The organism is Arthrobacter sp. Cr_A7, assembly GCF_029222765.1.
Lineage (GTDB): Bacteria > Actinomycetota > Actinomycetes > Actinomycetales > Micrococcaceae > Arthrobacter.
In genome coordinates this window covers 1-17,849 of record NZ_JARHXQ010000039.1, presented here as the reverse complement: position 1 = coordinate 17,849, position 17,849 = coordinate 1, and the positions used below count along the sequence as shown (strand labels likewise).

13 protein-coding genes are annotated in these 17,849 nt (G+C 65.6%); 1 reads left to right on the top strand and 12 read right to left on the bottom strand.

Annotation, left to right across the window (positions count from 1 at the left end; all coding sequences use genetic code 11):
* The first annotated feature begins 273 nt into the window (after positions 1–273).
* Entirely contained in the window at positions 274–2,967 is a 2,694-nt protein-coding gene (locus P2Q66_RS02040; RefSeq protein ID WP_275725166.1) for a LuxR family transcriptional regulator, read from the top strand.
* Between the two features lie 131 nt (positions 2,968–3,098).
* On the opposite strand, the gene P2Q66_RS02035 is transcribed toward P2Q66_RS02040, so the two are convergent.
* The 12 genes from P2Q66_RS02035 to P2Q66_RS01980 form a co-directional block, all read right to left on the bottom strand.
* Positions 3,099–4,640 (bottom strand): glycosyltransferase family 39 protein, encoded by a 1,542-nt coding sequence (locus tag P2Q66_RS02035; protein WP_275725164.1) that lies wholly within the window; start codon positions 4,638–4,640, stop codon positions 3,099–3,101.
* Entirely contained in the window at positions 4,637–6,304 is a 1,668-nt protein-coding gene (locus tag P2Q66_RS02030) for a cellulose synthase catalytic subunit (RefSeq protein ID WP_275725162.1), read from the bottom strand. The genes P2Q66_RS02035 and P2Q66_RS02030 overlap by 4 nt, the downstream gene beginning before the upstream one ends.
* A 79-nt stretch (positions 6,305–6,383) precedes the next feature.
* Positions 6,384–6,815: a hypothetical protein gene (locus P2Q66_RS02025; protein WP_275725161.1), complete on the bottom strand. Its 432-nt coding sequence runs from the start codon at positions 6,813–6,815 to the stop codon at positions 6,384–6,386.
* 269 nt (positions 6,816–7,084) lie between these two features.
* A complete protein-coding gene (locus P2Q66_RS02020; RefSeq protein ID WP_275725159.1) occupies positions 7,085–9,658 on the bottom strand; it encodes a galactose oxidase early set domain-containing protein in 2,574 nt (857 codons plus the stop codon).
* Positions 9,655–10,194, bottom strand: coding sequence for a GtrA family protein (locus tag P2Q66_RS02015; protein ID WP_275725158.1), 540 nt, complete (start codon positions 10,192–10,194; stop codon positions 9,655–9,657). The genes P2Q66_RS02020 and P2Q66_RS02015 overlap by 4 nt, the downstream gene beginning before the upstream one ends.
* Before the next feature lie 544 nt (positions 10,195–10,738).
* Positions 10,739–12,040, bottom strand: coding sequence for a M18 family aminopeptidase (locus P2Q66_RS02010; RefSeq protein ID WP_275725157.1), 1,302 nt, complete (start codon positions 12,038–12,040; stop codon positions 10,739–10,741).
* Positions 12,041–12,050: 10 nt separating this feature from the next.
* Positions 12,051–12,959, bottom strand: coding sequence for an intradiol ring-cleavage dioxygenase (locus P2Q66_RS02005; RefSeq protein ID WP_275725155.1), 909 nt, complete (start codon positions 12,957–12,959; stop codon positions 12,051–12,053).
* A gap of 64 nt (positions 12,960–13,023) precedes the next feature.
* Entirely contained in the window at positions 13,024–13,716 is a 693-nt protein-coding gene (locus tag P2Q66_RS02000) for a response regulator transcription factor (RefSeq protein ID WP_275725153.1), read from the bottom strand.
* Complete coding sequence (locus tag P2Q66_RS01995) at positions 13,713–15,047, bottom strand: histidine kinase (RefSeq protein ID WP_275725152.1); 1,335 nt, start codon at positions 15,045–15,047, stop codon at positions 13,713–13,715. Before P2Q66_RS01995 ends, P2Q66_RS02000 begins: the two co-directional genes overlap by 4 nt.
* Before the next feature lie 26 nt (positions 15,048–15,073).
* Positions 15,074–15,970, bottom strand: a complete 897-nt coding sequence (locus tag P2Q66_RS01990) for an ABC transporter permease (protein WP_275725150.1) — start codon at positions 15,968–15,970, stop codon at positions 15,074–15,076.
* Between the two features lie 5 nt (positions 15,971–15,975).
* Positions 15,976–16,923, bottom strand: coding sequence for an ABC transporter ATP-binding protein (locus P2Q66_RS01985; protein ID WP_079597920.1), 948 nt, complete (start codon positions 16,921–16,923; stop codon positions 15,976–15,978).
* 170 nt (positions 16,924–17,093) lie between these two features.
* Positions 17,094–17,849: diacylglycerol kinase family protein (locus tag P2Q66_RS01980; protein ID WP_275725145.1), on the bottom strand; the 756-nt coding region annotated here is incomplete at its 5' end.

Sequence of the window (17,849 nt, the reverse complement as noted above, 5' to 3'; positions counted from 1 at the left end):
GGCGCAGGCAGTTCCGTGAACCAAAAGATTACCGGGAGGCAACTGCAAAACGTCGAGGAAACGAATGCGCGAATCTTGATGGAATCCAGCAGTTATTCAACTGCCAGCCCGTCCTTGCGCGGCGCTATATTCACTTCTAACGGCTGGGTACCGTGCTGGAGGCGATGAGTCGACAGCTTGCCGAACCCCCGGTCACGGAAGTGACCGGACGGCGCGGCTTCGTATTGGAACTGGTAGCGCTGGATAACGGTCTCCTTCTGATGGGGAGACCGCATGTCCTTAATTGGCCGAAGCAACGAACTGGACCGGATCCTTTCGGTCATCCGGGGCCCCAAGGAGTCCGCCCTCACGGTGGTGGGTGGACGCGGGGCGGGAAAGTCGGCCCTGCTGTCCGAGATTCCCACCCTGGGCGATTACCGAACGGTCTTCCTGGGCGCCAGTGCTGCAGAGTCGGACTGGCCGCTCTCGGGGCTCACGGCCCTCCTCAACGGCATGGACGAGCCCGTCCTGAACCGGATCAGCGATGAGCTCCTGCGCGACGCCGCCGGAACCATGACCGTGCCAGTGGTGTCGAGCATGCTCCTCAACGCCCTGTGCCAGCGCTCATCGTCCCGGACCGTCATCGTGATCGATGATGCAGACCAGCTGGATCCCGGCAGCCAGGCCGTCATCGGTTTCCTGGCCCGGCGGCTTGCCGGAACGGACATCGCACTGTTTCTCAGTGTCCGCGAAGACATCCAGGACAGCCCCTTCAGCGGGCTGCCGACCCTGCAGCTTGCTGCCCTGAGCTATTGCGACAGTGTGCGGATGCTGGAGGCAATGCCCGGGCGGCACACCACGACGGCGGCGGCCCACGCGGTTGCCGCAGCCACCCTGGGAAACCCGCTCGCCGCCGTCGAGCTTTACCACCGGCTGCTGGAACGGCAGGCGGAGGGCAAATATGCCCTGCCCGTCCCCTTGCCCTGCAAGGGCAGCTTTGAAGCCGAGTACGCGTCCGCCGTGGGCACGCTGACGCCGGGCGCGCGCCACGTCCTGGACCTGCTCTCGCTGTCCTGCCGCAGCGACATCGCCACCCTGGAGAAAGTCAGCCCGGATGCCTGGGCCGGGGTGGACGAACTGCTGGCCACCGGTATGGTCAGCAGGTCCGGGCCACACCTGTCGATCCGGGACCAACTGCTCCGCGGTTATGTCTTCGCCGGCATGACGCCGGCCGTCCGCACAGCCGGCCACCGGGCCCTGGCGCAGGCCTCCGAAGCCACCGACCCCTACGCGCGCCGCTGGCACCTGAGCTTCACCACCCTCGAACGGCAGACCCCCTTTGGGCTGCTCCGCAGCGCGGTGGGCCTGATCCGGGGAGGGGAAGTGCCGTTCGCGGTGGAGTACATCGAACGGGCCCTCACCATCAATCCGTGGGAAGCCGAAACCGCGGCCCGCCTCACCACCCTGGCGGAGCTTCTGTTCCACCGGGGCGAGTTCGTCTACGCCCGGCGTTACCTGGACTGGGCACAGCGGGTTACGCACAACCCCGCCTTGATCCTCCGGCTGACCGGCCTGTCATTCGAGATCGAGTTCGTCCAGGGCGGGACGGTCCGTTCGAGCATGGTGCAGCGCCTGGTGAAGGAATGTGGCCAGCATGACCCGGCTTATGCGGCCAGCCTGCTGGCCGGCGCAGCCCTCTACTACGCCGAACGCTGGGAGCCGAAGGACGCCGCAGAACTTCTCCGCTTAGGGGCGGATTTCCACGGCTCAGCATCGGCTGAGAGCCTGGCCATTGCTGACCGGGCCAAACTGCTGACAGCTGCCGTGGGCGGAGACACCGGCAACGTCAGCAGGAGGCACGAGCCGGCGGGAAGCGCCCGCATGCCCAGCCTCCTCGTTCAGGGGCGTTCCCTCAGCTACGCAGAGCGCTACGATCATGCGCAGGAAGCACTCGCCATGGTGCGGAGCGATGTGGGGGCAAGCAACACCATCTGGCGGGAAACCGCACTGTTCCTGGCGGTGGACAATGAGATCCGGGCGGGAAACGTGCGTGCGGCAGTCAAACTCATTGATGACCTCGAACGCCATGAACCTGAAATGAAGTACCACCGTGGCATGCGTCATGTCTTCCGGCTCTGGCGTGCCCATGCCCTGGGCGACGAGGCGCTGGCGCAGGGGTACGCCCTTGAGGCGCAGCGCTACTCGGGCGCGGAAAGCCACCCGGCCATCAGCGCCCAGCTGGCTGCCTGCCAGGGCCACTTTGCCCTCCTGCGGGGAGACCTCGCGGAATCCTTTGCCCAGTTGTCCCGCGCGACGGAGATCGGCATGGGTTTTGGCAATCCAACGCTGCTGCGGTGTGAGCCGGACCTCGTGGAGGTCCTCATCCGGCTGGGCCGGCACCGTGAGGCAACGCAGGCCCTGCAGCGCCTGGAAAGCCGTTCCGTTGGACTGCGGTCACCCTGGCTGTTCACTACTGTTGCCCGCAGTCGCGCCATGCTGGCCGACGGGGAGCAGTCCCTTCAGCTGTTCAACCAGGCCCTGGAGAGCAGAACCGGCCACGATTCGCTCCTGGAACGGGCCCGGACTTTGCTGTGCTACGCCGAGCGGCTGGGCGCCTTGGGCCAGCTGCGGGAGGCCAGGGACCGGCTGTTGTGCGCAAAGGTGCTGTTTGACGAAGCCGGAGCGCATGCCTGGACCCACCTTATTGACGCCCTCCTTCTGGACGAACGGGTGGAGCCGTCCCGCAGTGCCGGCAACCCGGCGTTGCTGATGCTCGCAGACCATGAACGTGCCCTTGCACACATGGTGGCCCGCGGCATGCGCAATAAGGAAATCGCCGCCAAGCTGTTCGTCTCCGTCCGGACCGTGGAGGTGCGCCTTACTGCCATCTACCGAAAGCTGGGAGTGGAATCGCGGGCACAGTTGACCGCCTTGGCGGCCAGCAAGGAGACCCCGTCCCGGCAACAGTACGTCTTGCCGGTTCTCTAGGACACAGGATTGACGGGTTCGGCTGGGTGGCGGGATCAGGGCATTTTGCCTTGTGAGCATCGCATCAAAGCAGCCAGAATGCAGCGTCGCCGGCCGCGCACAACTCTGGCTGGCGGCGTGTTGGCTCGCCGTCATCGCTCGGTTGCTGCTGCCCCCCGGGGAGGCTCGTAGTTTTCCCAGACGTAGTAGGTGTCCGTGCCGTAATCGTTGTGGAGGGCGATCGTATTCGCGAGCTCATAGCCGAATGACTCCATCCTTGGCATGAGATCGCGGCTCGCCGGTGTGGCTCCGTTGAAGTAGACGTACTGCCAGTAGCGGTCACGAAGTCCGTTTTCGGCTGCCTGCATGCCATGCTGACCGTCATAGTAGATCCAGTCCGTCGTGGTGAACTGCCAGACCTCCGTATCGTGCATGAACCGGTAACGCATGGGCTCCACGACGTCGCCCAGGGTCCGCATATAGGGCGTCGCCTCCCAGGAGTAAGCCATGATGTCGGAGAGCTTCTCTGTGTTGGACCACCCGCCGTACAGGCGGTGGCTTTCGGCCAGACCGGCGATGGCCAAGACCCCCACGAGGGCCACCGACACCAGTCTGCGGGCCGGGTGGATGATGCGGGCGGATAGCAGGGCGCCGATTGCCAGGGAGACGAACATCAGCCCGAAACCCAAATGCTTCTCCAGCGAAACGCTCTCGCCGATGTATCCCTGATAAATGGCCGGCGCGAGCATGGCCCCGAGCAACGTCACGGCCAGGAGCGGCCTGCGCAGCTTCACTGCGACATACCCGGCCGCTACCGGGCCGACCACCAAGTACGGCCAGATGCTCTTCGCGGTCATCATCGCTATATCCTGCCAGGGCGTGCTGTTGATCACGTTCCGGTCAGTCGTTGTGGTCATCAGCCCCTCCATGGCGGGGCTGCCGACGGTGAACGCCAGTGCGGCGAGGGTCGCGGCGGTGACCATGCCAGCCCCGGCGGTGAACCGGATGCTGCGCCAGCGTTGGTGCGAGGACAGCAAAATCACCGCCAGCACCACCGGAACGAACATAAGGGCCGCGTACTTGGAAACAACGGCGACCGTGAGCAGCAGGCCCACCGCCGGCGCCCAGGCGAACCGGCGGGTTTGGACCCCACGGACCCCGGCAGCCATGGCCAAGGCAAGCAGCGACAGGGCCATGGCATCGAAGGTTGCGAAGTGCCCGAGAAACGAGGTCGGACTCGCCACGCCAAACGCGGCGGCCGTCCAAAACGCCGCCTTGGCGTGGAAGAGGCGCTTGGCCACAGCGTAGAGCGCGGCTGTCGCGACGAGCATCCACAACAGACTGAAGATACGCACCAGCTCGAGGCCGCCAACCCGGTCCAGGACCGAGGCGATGACCGGGTAGAGCACCGGGGCTCCAGAGAAGTAGTGGGCGGGCTCGTCAAACAGCGGCGTACCATGAAGCCAGTTCTCGACGATCCGGTAGCCGGTCCAGATGTACAGGCCCTCATCCCGATGGATGGTATTGCTCAGCCGCAGGCTCGCAATTGCCTGGACAAGCAGGATCAGGCTCAGTGGCAGGTGCCTCATCCAGGAGCGGGCGGCGGGTCGTACTTTCGCGGGCAGGAAAGAGGCGATCGCCAGCCCCCACACGGGGACCCTCGCCTCGGGGCGGCTGGGAGCGATGGTGGTCATGCGCGCGTACCCTTCTTGTCCCCGCTGATGCCCCGGAAGATATCAATAGGGTTGCGCAGCTGTCCGTTGACGCCAGCCTCCTTGCGCAGCTTGCGGGAGGGCAGCTTGACCCGTGGCAGGTCGATACCCAGCGCCAGCAGGAACACCGGCACGAAGACGTACGCATTTACCCCCACGAAAACCACGGCCGCCCACCAGTCGGCCATAGCGTACTCCGGCTGGGACAGCCGCCAGGCGAGCCCTGCAATCACAGCGCCGAACGTGATACCGACGTACCCGACGATGACGCGTTTGACCTGGACCGCCAACGGGGCCGGCTTGGTACTGCCGTGGCTGGGAACCCATTCCGACGGCCGCCCGAAGAAGACGTCAAAGATTGCCACAGCGTGGGCGAAGGAGTAGATGAGCTGAGCCCGCAGCACATCGAGCCGCCAGCGCGACGAAAGCAGCAGGGGGTAAACCACGAGCCACAGCGCCAGCAGCGGCAAGAGGGGAAGGAAGTTCGCGGCTGCCATGTACTGGGGAAAGACCAGGATCATGATGAGGATGGGCAGCGGGGCGAAGAACGCGTTCATCGCCGTGGTGGCGTAGTACAAAAAGCCAGACCAATATGAGAGTCGCTGGCGCGCGTCCAGACCCGAGCTGGTATGGAACTCTTCACTTCTGACGAGCTCCATCGAGCCCTCGCACCACCGGTACTGCTGGCTGATGAACGATTCGATGGTGTCCGGGCAGATCCCCTGGGACAGGTTCACCGGGACGTATTGGAGCCGGTAGCCGGCCTTGCCCATCTCAATGCCGGTGAACACGTCCTCAGAGTGCGCAATCGGGGGGAACCCCCCGATCTTCTCCAGCGCGACCCGGCGATACAGAGCCGATGTGCCGCAGCAGATCGCCGCATTGACTGAGTCGCGGCTGACCTGGATGAGGCGGTAGAAGATCTCCTGTGTTGCACCAGCGGCCCGCTCCAGCCAGTGCATCGATTTGGGGGTAGAGAATAACTGTGGGCTCTGTACGATGCCGATAGAGGTGTCGTCCATGTAGGGCAAAAGCTCGGAAAGGAAGTCCGTGCGCGGCACAAAGTCGGCGTCGAAGATCGCGATTACGTCGCCGGAACTGCGATCGAAGGCGTAGCGCAAGTTGCCGGCCTTCTTGAACTCGCTGCCGGGACGCGCGACATACTCGAAGCCGTGCGCCGTGGCGGCAGCCCGGACCTCCTCACGGCCCATGTCATCCAGGACGTAGATTTTGACCGTTCCCTGGTAGTCGAGCTTGGACACGTAAGAGTAGGTGTTCTTGAGAATATCCAGCGGCTCACCAGCGGTGGGCAAAAAGACATCGACCGAGGGGTACTTCACGGGGGCCCACGTCTCGACCATGAACAGGTGGTCCGGCAGAGTCACGTTGCGCCTGTAGGTCGATGTGCGCAGGCCCAGCAGCGTCTCCGCGGCGTAGAACACAAGCGGGATGAGGAAGACCAGCGTCCAGTGTTCCATGCGGGAGAAACCGTAGAAGCTGATGGCGATGCCCAGGAACGCCAAAGCGTGCGCCCAGAAGAACCAGCGGTGCTGGGATCCTTTGATGTAGGCGTACTTCTCCTGGTCATTCGGCGGTGCCACAACCGTGGGCTCTGGCGGTACGGTGCGGATGGCGAGCGATGTCATGTCACTCCAGACGGGGAAGGCGTGGGCACCAGGCTGGGTCACTTTGGTTCAGTGACCCGGCATGGCTCGGAAATGGTCCTCAGGCGCAGGCGATGCCGTTGCCGTCCTCGTCCAGGCCCAGGGGGTCGGTGCCTCGGACTTGGAGGGGGATGCCCTGCGGGAAGAGCGTCAGCAGCTCCGTGCAGGTCCAGGCCACCTTGACGGTGTGACCGGCGTGTTGGGCGGCGCTGGGCGGGGCAACCGGCAGGCATGAGCGGCCGTCGCCGTAGCCGGGAGCACAACCGCCCGTGCGTGCGGCGTCGTTAACTCCGGCGTCCTGTTCCCCGCGGGTAAGGGTGCGCAGCGTGTGGCCGGGGGCCTGTTTCGTGGTGCCGTCATTGACCCCCGCACCCTCGGGAGTCACGCCTGCTGCGGCCACGCCGTGAGGCTGGGCCAAGGCCTCGCTCAGGCTCTGCGGCTTACCGATGCCCGGCGGAGCGTCGGCTGCGGCCACGCCGTGTGGTTGGGCCAAGGCCTCACTCAAGCTCTGCGGCTTGCGGTTGCCTGGCCGAGTGCTGATCGGGGCTACGTCGGGCAGTGGCGCGACACGGAGTTCTCGGCCGGACGAAGCAACGCTTTGACTTCCTGTTTTCGCGTGGGCCGCGTGCTGCGAGTAACCTGCCACCGAGAGATTCCCGGGGGCCGCTACGCTCGCACCTATCACTCCGCTGACCCCGAGACTCGCCGCCAGCGCCACCACCGGGGCAATAAGCATGCTGCGCTTCTTAGGCATCATCGTCTTCATCCTCGACTTCCGATTGTGATCCAGCGGGCCACTGAAACGGCTCCCTTGTCGTCCATGACGGTGAGCATGTATGGCCCGGGCGGCAGCAAAGCTGCGTTGCTGGGGACAACTGCGTTCTTGGTGGTGCCTGTGCCAGTAATCGGCAGGTCCACCAGGCGGGAGTTGGCGTCCATTTGGTGAGTGGAGGACATCGGGCTGGTCAGCGAGGCGCTGGAGACGTTCCCGGTGACCTCAAGGCTGATTGCCTGGCCGTACGTCGCATTCGCCGGGGCGGTCACCGTAGGCCGAGTTCCCCGGAACAAGTACGGCGGGTTGTATATTGAAACTCGTGTTTCGACCGATCCATCGACCGGGTTGGAGCCAAGAATCATGACCCTCCCGTCAGGCAGGAGCAGGTTCATCGAGTGGTAGTTACGACCCACCGGATCAGCCGGGACGGTAGTCCAGGCGTTGGTCGCCGGGTTGAAAATTGAAGCCGCGCTGATGTCGCCCGTGCGGTTGCCGGTTGCCCCGTTGGAGGCCAGAACCGTCCGGTCGAACATATTGGTGAGGTTGACGTACTGACGGCCGGGGCCGGGCATGGCCGGGCCCGGGCGCCAGGTGGGATTGGTCTCGTTCATGTTGATGAGATCCACCGTGTTGGTGGGAGCCGCACCCCGGTCGATGTAGCCACCGCCAGCGATCATGAAGCGCTGGTTCTGCGCCGGCGGCAGCAGCACTGAACCTGCGTGGTCACGCAGGTCCTTGTCCCGCAGACCCGGTACGTCGGCCACCTGGGCTGTGCGCCAGTTGTAGAGCGAAGACCCGCTTCCCGGCCGCTGGTCACCGAAGGTGTGTGCTCCGGTGTAAAACATTCGTCCATCGCCCAGCAGGAACATGTGCGGGTACTCGCCCCAGTAGCTCCAGGTCTGCGGCACCTGCGCGATGGGCAGCCAGGAGTTGGTGGTTGTATTAAACATCTCCGTGGTGTGCGCACCATGCTGGTTTGCCCGGTCGGTGAGTCCGCCGCCCATCCAGATGTTGCCGTTCTCCAGCTTGGTCAGCGTCGGGTACCAGCGACCCTCGTTGGCATCATTGGTCCGAATGAATTGGTTCGTGGATGGGTCGAAGATGTACGACGATCGCAGCCCTTTGAAGCCGCTGGCCGGCGTCCACCATTCTTTGGTCCCGCCCTGAATCAGGACGCGGCCGTCAGACAGTGTGACGTGTCCGGCACAGAACATGTCCTCCGGTGTGGAGATCTGCGTCATCGCGCCGGTAGTGGGGTTCCAGACATGTGACGTGAATCGACCCGCCCGGAAGTTGCCCTCGTCGTTGCCCGATCCGGCGATCACCAGTACCCGCCCGTCGCGCAGCAGCGTCTGGTGAATGCCCCGATTGGGCAGGGTGACGGAGGCGATCTCCCACTCGCCGATGGTGGCCCGCGCGTCCGTGCCTGGTGGAGGGGTGGGCGGCGGTGGCGTGGTGGTGCTCCCCGCCGCCGTCAAGGTCCAGCCCGTCGACGTGATGGTGCCATTGCCGACCGCCGACACACCGAACGATAACCGCGTGGTGCCTGCCGGGATGGCAGGCACTGGTGCTGTGACCTGCGTCCAACCACCAGCTGCGGGCAGGGTGCGCAGAGTTGTCCAGTACTGCCAGCCACCAGTGGAAGTGGCAGTGAAGAGCGGGATGGCATTGGTTGCCGCCGTCGACTTGTACTGCACGCCAAGGGTGTAGCTCGTGCCAGGGCTGACAGTCGGGGCGCAACCTGCCGCGTCCGATGCCATGATCTTTGCGTCACCGCTCTGGTAGCCACTCACCGTGTAGGCAAAGCTGCGCGTGCCAGCCGGGAACCCGGCCGGGACATCCGTGGCCGACAGCACGCCGGAGCGGCTGTGCGTACCCCAGGACCCCTCCATCCAGCAGGTCGGGATGCCCGTGCCCGTGGCGTAGTTAGCATTGGACACCAGATTGGTGGCATCCCCCGGCGGCGGAGGAGGAGGGGGCGCGGTACCGGTGTCGAGGGTAATCGTGTGGACCTGCGTCAGGCCGGGTGTTCCTGGGTTGGCCAGCCACTCGTCGTCCTGCAGGTGGGCTTGTACACGGTACGTGCCCGAAGGCAGCGTGTACTGACGGGTCTGCCCGCCTGGGATCGGGGTGGTGTGGTCGCCGTCCCAGCCCACAGCGATGGTCCCGCCCGAGGGCACCGTGAAGCTGGCCTCGAAGGTGCCATTCGCTGCAGTGCCCGAGGCGGGCGCCGCAGCCACACCGAGGTTGATCTTGTCCTCGACGTTATTGGGGTATTGGTCGGAGAAATCTGTTGGGGCGCCATGGTTCTTGTCGGCATACAGCCACCACTCGACTTGGCGGACACCGGCTGTGGGGCCGGTGGGACCTGAGGTGTCCTCAACGGTGGCGCTCAGCTGCATGGTGGCACCGGCAACGTGGGTGCTGTTGTTGGCCGGGGCCACCAGAATGCCCGTAGGCAAGGCTGCCTGAGCGGGAGGGGACAGGGCAATAAGCCCTGTCGCAGCCAGGCTGACCGCAGCCATGAGGGTTGCGAAGCGGGGGCGGGCGCGACGGTTCATGCCGATTCCACTCCGACCGGAGTGATGGCGGTGGCAGGGACCAGCGCGGGAACGCTGGCCGAGGGGCGCACCCGGTAGATGACGCGGGACGTGAAGGCGAAGCGGACCAGGAACGCGGCCGCCAGGGTCACGGCCTGGGCGACAAGGCCGGGGATGAGCAGCAGGTGCACCAGGAGCACAAGCACTGGCATGCGGACGACTGTCTCGATGTTGTTGAAGCCGAAGTTGGCTGCGAAGCGCTGCCAGAAGGGCCTGCGCTCACGCATATCGTGGAACACCAGCCGCTCCTGCATGAGGAAGTTGCTCAGGATGGTCAGCTCCGTGGCCACGAACGCCGCTGCAAGGTAGTGCGTTCCCAAGCCGAGCATGACTGACATGATCCCGAGGTTGAGCACTGTGCCGAATGCCCCCACGGCTGCGAACCTGGACATCCGGCCGACCATTGGACTGACGGTTATTTTTCCCGAGCGTCGGCCGAACCCCACCGGCGACGCGGCGGGGGCAAAGTGCGTGTCCTGAAGGGAAGGAGTAGTCATATTCACCGTTGTCCTGAGCTCGAAAATGCTGCCGAGGCGTCGTACTGCCTTCAAGCTAGGCAGGGTGGGACGCTATTTGGCCTCGCGAGTGGACACCGGTGCGGGCATATGGCTGGTTCGATGTGGAACCTGCGGAAACTGCGGTATCGGGCATTACAAGAACACGGCTGATGGGCCGTAGATAGCTGGCATGGCCTCGTCCTGCCGGCTGCAGAATCTTCTGCCAACATCGCGGGTACGACAGCCCGCAGATGCGGGCGCGGCAGAACGAGGGGTGCGGTCAACTGGCACGCAGCCGCATTTGATTGGATGGTGCTTTATGTGGCTATCCGCACTCAACCGGGTGGTGTCTGCAATAAAAGGACGCCAAGCTGCTCACCGGGGCCGGGGAACTTGTGAATCGGCTCGTGCTCAGCAGAGAGGGATCGGGCCTGACCCGCAAATTCCAGAACGGGCGGCCGGGCTGTCCGTCCAGGCCGCGTCCGGCATTCATGTGACAGCTCTGGCGTGTCACGCCCGCTTTCGGGGAGCCGCAGGCCGAGCCCTAGGCTGCCGTCCGGAAAAACAGCTCCGTCACGGCCGCCAGCCGCCGCGGATCCTCCACGCCGCACAGCTCCCGGGCGGAGTGCATGGACAACAGCGGAACCCCAACGTCCACCGTACGGATTCCCAGCCGTGTGGCCGTCAACGGACCGATGGTGGAACCGCAGGGAATCGCGTTGTTGGAGACGAATTCCTGGAACGGCACGCCGGCCTCACCACAGAGCCGGGCCCAGAACGCGGCGCCAGGCGCGTCCGTCGCATACCGCTGGTTCGCATTGATCTTCAGCAGCGGCCCGCCATTGAGCACCGGGTGGTTGGCGGGGTCGTGCCGTTCCGCATAATTCGGGTGTACCGCATGCCCGGCGTCTGCCGAGACGCAGAACGACGCCGACATCGCCTGCCGCCGCTGGCTCACCGAGGCCCCCAGGCCGTCGGAGATGCGTACCAGAACATCCTCCAGAATGGGCCCGCAGGCGCCGGAGCGGGAGTTGGAGCCGATCTCCTCGTGGTCAAAGGCGGCAAGGACGGCGATGGGCCCGGAAGCAACCCCACCGGAGGCGTGCGAAATCAACGCAGCAAGCCCCGCATGGGTGGACGAAAGGTTGTCCAGCCGCCCGGATGCGAAGAACTCACCTGAGCCCCCGAAAACCGCAGGGGCCTGCGTGTCCGCAACAACGACGTCGTACCCGCCAATGCGTGCAGGATCCACGGAAGCATCAGGCACAGAAGAAGCCAAAACGTCCAGCAGGTCAAAATCAGCCGGGTTGCCCAGCCCCCACACCGGGTGCATGTGCCGCTGCTTATCAAGGGTGAGCCCCTCGTTGACGGCCCGGTCCAGGTGGATGGCCAGCTGCGGAAACCGGAGCAGGGGACCGGTTTCCGTCAGGTGCTCGGTGCCGTCCAGCATCACCAGCCGGCCCGCAAGCTGCAGTTCCCGGTCAAGCCAGGAGTTGAGGAGCGGCCCGCCGTACACCTCCACACCGGCCTGGAGCCAGCCGTGGGCGCCGGTGGTCGGCTTGGGTTTGAGCTTGAAGGACGGCGAATCGGTGTGGGCACCCAGGATGTTGAATCCGGTGGTGGGTCCTGCGCCCCCGGGAACCACCCACGCGATCAGGGCGCCGTCGCGGATGATGAAGAACGAGCCGGGCCCGCCCTCCCACGGCTCCAGCTCATCAAGCCGCGTAAACCCCGCGTCCTCCAGCCGCCGGCCCGCCTCGTGGACGGCGTGAAAGCTCGACGGCGATGCGCTGACATAGGCGCCAAGGTCCCGGATGTGGTCTGCGGCGGAGGAATCGAAAGGCATGCTCCCGAGTCTAGATGGTCACGTTAAGCCCCGCCGTGTACCCCTGCGCCGCCGATCCGGTCATCGTGGCGAGCTGGTAGATGCCGCCGTCGTTCCGGAAGACGCTGTCCGACTGCAGGGTGGTGCGGCGCATTGCGGCCACGCTGTCCTCGTACCCCGACGTGGCGTAAACGTCGTCACAGGCCGCCTGCGTGAGGGCAATCTGGGAAACGGCCAGCACCTGCCCCGCCGTGGTGGCATTGCTCATGGACTCGAACACCTCAAAGTGGATGTGCGGCCAGCGGCCCGGATAGGCGCCGGGGAAGATCGATGTGAAGGTCACCTGACCGTTGGCGTCCGCTTCCTGGACACCGCGGAGGTAGTTTTCATTGGCCAGGCCGGAGTCGTACATGGAGTACTTCCCGTCCCGGTCGCAGTGCCAGGCATAAACGGCCGCCCCGGCCAGCGGCCGGCATCCGTTCGCGTTGTCCAGGAGTGTCAGGGTGAAGGTCAGCGGGACGCCCTCCGCCTTGCCGGAAAAGGCACCGAAACTTGACGTGATGTCGCGGCGGACAACTCCGGAGGCTGTCAGGGCATCCGGCCCGTTGGAGCCATCTGCCGGGAAGGGCCCTGCCGTTTCCTTTGGGATGTCAACGCCGCACTCGGTGATTGCGCGGGTCACCGTGGGGCTGGCCGGGGCGGAAGATATCCCGCCAGGTGCCGGGGAGAGGGAAACGGACGACGGCGACGGGCCGGCTGGTGTGCCTTGCCCGGGCGTGCAGGCAGCCAGGGCTGCCACGGCGCCGCCCGCGCCAAGGAACCTCCCAAGGAAACGGCGGCTCATCATCGTTGACAGGTCGAAGTCGAGTCCCCGGTCATGGTTCGGATGCGGCTGCCTGGCGTCCGCGCCGGGATCTTCGGGCGTGCGGAAAGTGGTCATGACTCCATCAAAGGCCACCACGCGTGCCTTGCATAGGTCCGTATCAGCCGTGCACTAATCCGTATCAGTAGTCCGGGTTGCTGGGGACCACCAGGCCGGTCTCATACGCGTAGACCACTGCCTGAACGCGGTCGCGGAGGTGCAGCTTTGTGAGGATCCGGCGGACATGCGTCTTGACGGTGGCCTCGGACAGGAAGTAGCGGTGGGCAATTTCAGCATTGGAAAGACCTTCAGCCATCGCCTCCAGCATCTCCGTCTCCCGCGGCGTGAGGTCTGCCAGCAGGGGGTCCGGTGCGGGCGCGGCAGGTGCCGGCCGGGCCGAGCCGCGGACGTACGTTTCGAGCAGGCGCTGGGTGATCCGGGGCGCCACCACGGCGTCGCCGCTGGCCACCACGCGGACGGCATTGATCAGGTCCGACGGCGCCGCATCCTTCAGGAGGAAGGCCGACGCACCTGCCTGGAGACCGGCGAAGGCATACTCGTCCACATCGAACGTGGTCAGGATGATGATCCGGGCGCAGGAGCCGGTGGCGGTAATGGCCCGGGTTGCCTCGATACCGTCCAGGACAGGCATCCGGACGTCCATCAGCAGCACATCCGGGTTCAGCTCGCCCACCAGCCGGATGGCCTCGGCGCCGTCGGACGCCTCACCCACAATCCGCAGGTCCTCCTCGCCTTCCAGGATCAGGCGGAAACCCATCCGCAGCAGGGGCTGGTCATCAACCAGCAGGACGGTGATCGGGGCGTTTTCGGTCATATCTTGCCTTGCAGTTCGTGCGGATAGGGACTGAGTTCCGGCTGGTCATCGCCCGGCCAGCACAGCACGGCGTGGAGGCGCCAGCCGCGGCCGGTTGGACCGGCCTCCACCGTGCCGGCGTATATGCGCGCACGCTCCGCCATCCCCGCCAGCCCCTGGCCGGTTCCGTAGGAGCCGCCCTGGACGCCTCCCTCACTGGGCTGCTGCCCCGGAACCCCCGCGCCGTCGTCGAGCACTTCAATGGTGACCGTGGAACCGGACCGGACGATGCTGACGTCCACCCGGCCCAGTGACCTGGCGTAGCGGAGCACGTTGGTGAGCGACTCCTGGACGATCCGGTAGACGGTGAGCTGGAAGGCGGCGTCATCGGGCAACGCCGGGCCGCTGTGGGAGTAGTGCAGCGGCAGCCCGGCCGTGCGGAACCCTTCCAGCAGCTTGGCCAGGCTGTTCCCGGCGGCGATCGGCAGCCTGGGGGCGGTTGCGCCGGCATCATCCCGGAGGACGCCCAGTACACGCCGCATATCGGCAAGGGCGGTGCGGCCCGTTCGGGACAGCTCGCCCAGCACGTCACCGGCGCGTCCCGGGTCTTTCCGGACCACGACGGCGGCGCCGTCCGACAGGCTGATCATCACCGTCAGCGAGTGGGCAACGACGTCGTGCATTTCCCGGGCGATCCGGTTCCGTTCGTTGACCGAAGCCAGGCGGGCTGTCCGTGCCGCCCAGGCCGCCACCTCCTGCTCATGTTCCCGCCGCTGCTTCACGCCGATGCCGATGCCGGTGGCGATGACGTTGGACAGCGCGATGCTGGCACCGGTGGCAATGCTGGTCAGGAGGTTGAAGTCGCCCGGGTTGGCCCCCACGTCGTGGACGAAGGAGCTTTCCATGGGGTGGGTGTGGGTACCCACGGCGGCCAGCAGGTAGAGGAGAGCCAGCGGCGCGGTGGCCACCGCCATGGTGATCAGCGCGAACCGGCGGGTGTGGACCACGGCCACGGCATAAAGCGAGAACCACAGCCCGGCGGAGACGTTGGAGCCCCAGGGATGCAGCAGCGTAACGGCCACCTCCACCACCGCCACGAAGGCCACCAGGCCTACCGGGTGGGCCCGGCGAAGGAACATCGCCGCCGCCACCGCCGCCAGCAGGGCTGCCGCGGGCCAGTTGCCGGAGATGACGGCATCAACCACTGTCGGCGTCACCAGCAGTGCATAGCCCAGCGCCACCACCGCATCCATGACGCGCGGGTGCTGGTAGAGATACCGCCGGACAAGTCCCCGGCGGCGGGCCGTGAGCTCGGCAAAGGACGCGTCAGCCTGCCCGGCTGCCGCGTCCATTGCTGGTCCCCCCTGGTTCATACGGGTCAGACGTCGCGTTTCTTCAGCACGATCATGGCCGGAATGAGGAACAGCAGCACGTAACCCAGGAAGATCAGGCCGCCCTGCCATGGATCGATCACGCCGTCCGTGTGGCCAATGGACAGGAACCGTCCGCCGGCGTCGCTGGGGATGTACTGCGGGACGTACTTCCAGAAGTCGCCGGGGATGAGCGTGAGGAAACTCGCGGCAATGGACAGGACGAAGAAGATGCCCACCAGGACGGTGATGCCGCCGGCCGAGTTCCGCAGCAGGGTTCCCAGCGAGAGTCCGATCAGGGCAACGCCCGCCACATAGAGGCCGCCGGTGAAGATGCTGTACAGCACACCGTCGGTGGACCAGTCCAGGTCGAAGCCGATGCCCTGGAACACCGGCATGGCGATCAGGAACGTGGCCACGCCCGCGATGGTGGTGATGACGTACGAGATCACGGCAAGAATGATGGCCTTGGCAACGAAGGCCGGTGTGCGGCGCGGAACGGCATTCATGGTGGAACGGATCATGCCGGTGGCGTATTCGGAGGACATGAACAGCACCGCCAGGGATCCGAGGACCAGGATGCCGATCTGCAGGCCGGCGTTGGGCAGGTTGTAAAGGTCGAATCCGGATCCCGGCGGGAACGTCTGTTCCATCATTTCAGGGGTCAGGGTCTGGCCCTGGTCCCTGGCATTGCGGATCATCTCGTCCAGGAATGTGTAGCGGATCAGGACGGCCAGGGCTCCCACGCCCACGATGGCCACCAGTGTGAGCAGCAGCAGGATGCGGGTGGACATCAGGGACCAGAGTTTGATCCATTCGGAGCGGAGTACGCCGCTGAAAGTGACGCCGTGGGACCCTACCGAGGAACGGGCGGGGGCGGCAGCGGTTGATGTTTGGGTGCTCATGGTCCTTACTTTCCTGCCGTCGCCGGGGAGGCCAGGGCAGGTCCTCCGGTCAGGTGCGAGTGGTATTCAACTTCGTCCTTGGTGAGGTCGAAGTAGGCGTCTTCCAGGCTCGAAACCTGCGGCGTGAGTTCGTACACCAGGACACCGTTGCGGAGCGCCACCTCCGCGATTTCGCGCGGCCCGATGCCGGTCACCGTCAGGGTTTCCGGTTCGCTCTGGTCCACGGTGACGCCGTCTCCTGCCAGCAGTGAAGAAAGCTGCGGGGCGGAATCCGTGCGGACCAGCGTCCTGGACTGGCGGGTGCCGGCGATGATTTCCTGGACAGGGGCGTCGGCGATGATGCGGCCGCGGCCGATGACGATCAGGTGGTCTGCGGTCTGGGCCATTTCGCTCATGAGGTGCGAGGAGAGGAAGACGGTTTTGCCCTGGTTCGCCAGGTAGCGGACCAGGTTCCGCACCCAGAGGACGCCTTCGGGATCCAGGCCGTTGACCGGCTCATCCAGGATGAGCGTTTGCGGGTCGCCAAGGAGGGCGGCGGCGATGCCCAGCCGCTGGCCCATGCCCAGCGAAAAGCCGCCGGCTTTCTTCTTTGCCACGGCATCCAGGCCGGTCATCTCAATAACCTCATGGACCCTCGCCTTGGGGATGCCGTGCGTGGCAGCCATGGCCAGGAGGTGGTTGTATGCGCTGCGGCCCGTGTGCACGGCCTTGGCGTCCAGCAGGGCACCCACCTCGTGGAGCGGCGCCTTGTGGTGCGCGTAGGGCAACCCATTCACCGTGACGGATCCCGACGTCGGCCGGTCCAGTCCCATGATCATGCGCATGGTGGTGGATTTACCGGCGCCGTTGGGGCCCAGGAAGCCGGTGACTTGCCCTGCCCTGACAGTGAAACTGACTCCGGCCACGGCGGTTTTCGCGCCATAGACCTTGGCCAGGTCTTTTGCCTCAATCATGGATATGTTCCTTCGGACGGCAGCGCAGGGCTGCGGATGGGTTCAGGTACGCGGTGTACCCCTTACGCTACCGATGCCGATGCCCCATTTCGCCTGTCTCAGGGATGATTCAGGGGCAACTCAGGGTAGTCCCCGTGGATGACCGTCAGCCCAACAGGCGGCCCGCTCTCCTAGGAGTGGGGCGTGTAGTAGGCGAGGGCCCGGGGAACCACGCTGTACTTCACGCTGCGCACACCGGCCAAGGCCTCGCCGTCCACCGCCAACGCCATGGGTGCCCCGCCGGCGTCGATGCGGACCTCAGTTGCCTCCCTCAGGTGGGTGATCCGCGAACCTGCCACCGTTCCGGTCAGCACCGACCACAGGAGCCGCAGCCGCGCAAACGATTCATCGGCCGTGATCAGCCTGACGTCCAGGACCCCGTCGTCCAGGACCGGGCGGAGCAGCGGCGCGTGGTCCCGGGGATAGTAGCGGCCCCGCCCCAGGTAGGCGATCCACACCTTGTGCAGGACACCGTCCACCGTGAGAGTGACGGGCGTCCCCGCGGCGAAGGTCCTGATCATCGCCACAACGCCGGCGAGTGGTTTCCCGAGCGCTGACTGCAACTGCTCGCGCCGCCGCACCAGGTCCGGGTAGAGGCCGATGCTGGACGTGTTCAACATGATCAGCTCCGCGACTTCAGGCTGTCCCGCGAGCCCGCGCTCCACGGCGACAATGCCGATGTCCGCCAACGCGGCCTCGCCCCTGGAGGCGGCCGCAACGGCTTCCTCGAGGCTTCCTGTTCCTGCGTCGCGGGCAAAATGGTTGAGCGTCCCGCCCGGGAGGACCAGGAGGGGGATGGAACGTTCGACGGCGGCCGCGGCCGCTGCGCCCACCGTGCCGTCGCCTCCCCACACACCGAGGGCGCGGGTGCCCGGCCAGTCCGCAGT

What these genes read in the sequence shown, in the direction of transcription:
- P2Q66_RS02000 (WP_275725153.1), bottom strand. Translation starts at nt 13,716, where the DNA reads ATGACCGAAAACGCCCCGATCACCGTCCTGCTGGTTGATGACCAGCCC.
- P2Q66_RS02020 (WP_275725159.1), bottom strand. Translation starts at nt 9,658, where the DNA reads ATGAACCGTCGCGCCCGCCCCCGCTTCGCAACCCTCATGGCTGCGGTC.
- P2Q66_RS02040 (WP_275725166.1), top strand. Translation starts at nt 274, where the DNA reads ATGTCCTTAATTGGCCGAAGCAACGAACTGGACCGGATCCTTTCGGTC.
- P2Q66_RS02030 (WP_275725162.1), bottom strand. Translation starts at nt 6,304, where the DNA reads ATGACATCGCTCGCCATCCGCACCGTACCGCCAGAGCCCACGGTTGTG.
- P2Q66_RS01990 (WP_275725150.1), bottom strand. Translation starts at nt 15,970, where the DNA reads ATGAGCACCCAAACATCAACCGCTGCCGCCCCCGCCCGTTCCTCGGTA.
- P2Q66_RS02010 (WP_275725157.1), bottom strand. Translation starts at nt 12,040, where the DNA reads ATGCCTTTCGATTCCTCCGCCGCAGACCACATCCGGGACCTTGGCGCC.
- P2Q66_RS02035 (WP_275725164.1), bottom strand. Translation starts at nt 4,640, where the DNA reads ATGACCACCATCGCTCCCAGCCGCCCCGAGGCGAGGGTCCCCGTGTGG.
- P2Q66_RS01985 (WP_079597920.1), bottom strand. Translation starts at nt 16,923, where the DNA reads ATGATTGAGGCAAAAGACCTGGCCAAGGTCTATGGCGCGAAAACCGCC.
- P2Q66_RS01995 (WP_275725152.1), bottom strand. Translation starts at nt 15,047, where the DNA reads ATGGACGCGGCAGCCGGGCAGGCTGACGCGTCCTTTGCCGAGCTCACG.
- P2Q66_RS02015 (WP_275725158.1), bottom strand. Translation starts at nt 10,194, where the DNA reads ATGACTACTCCTTCCCTTCAGGACACGCACTTTGCCCCCGCCGCGTCG.
- P2Q66_RS02005 (WP_275725155.1), bottom strand. Translation starts at nt 12,959, where the DNA reads ATGACCACTTTCCGCACGCCCGAAGATCCCGGCGCGGACGCCAGGCAG.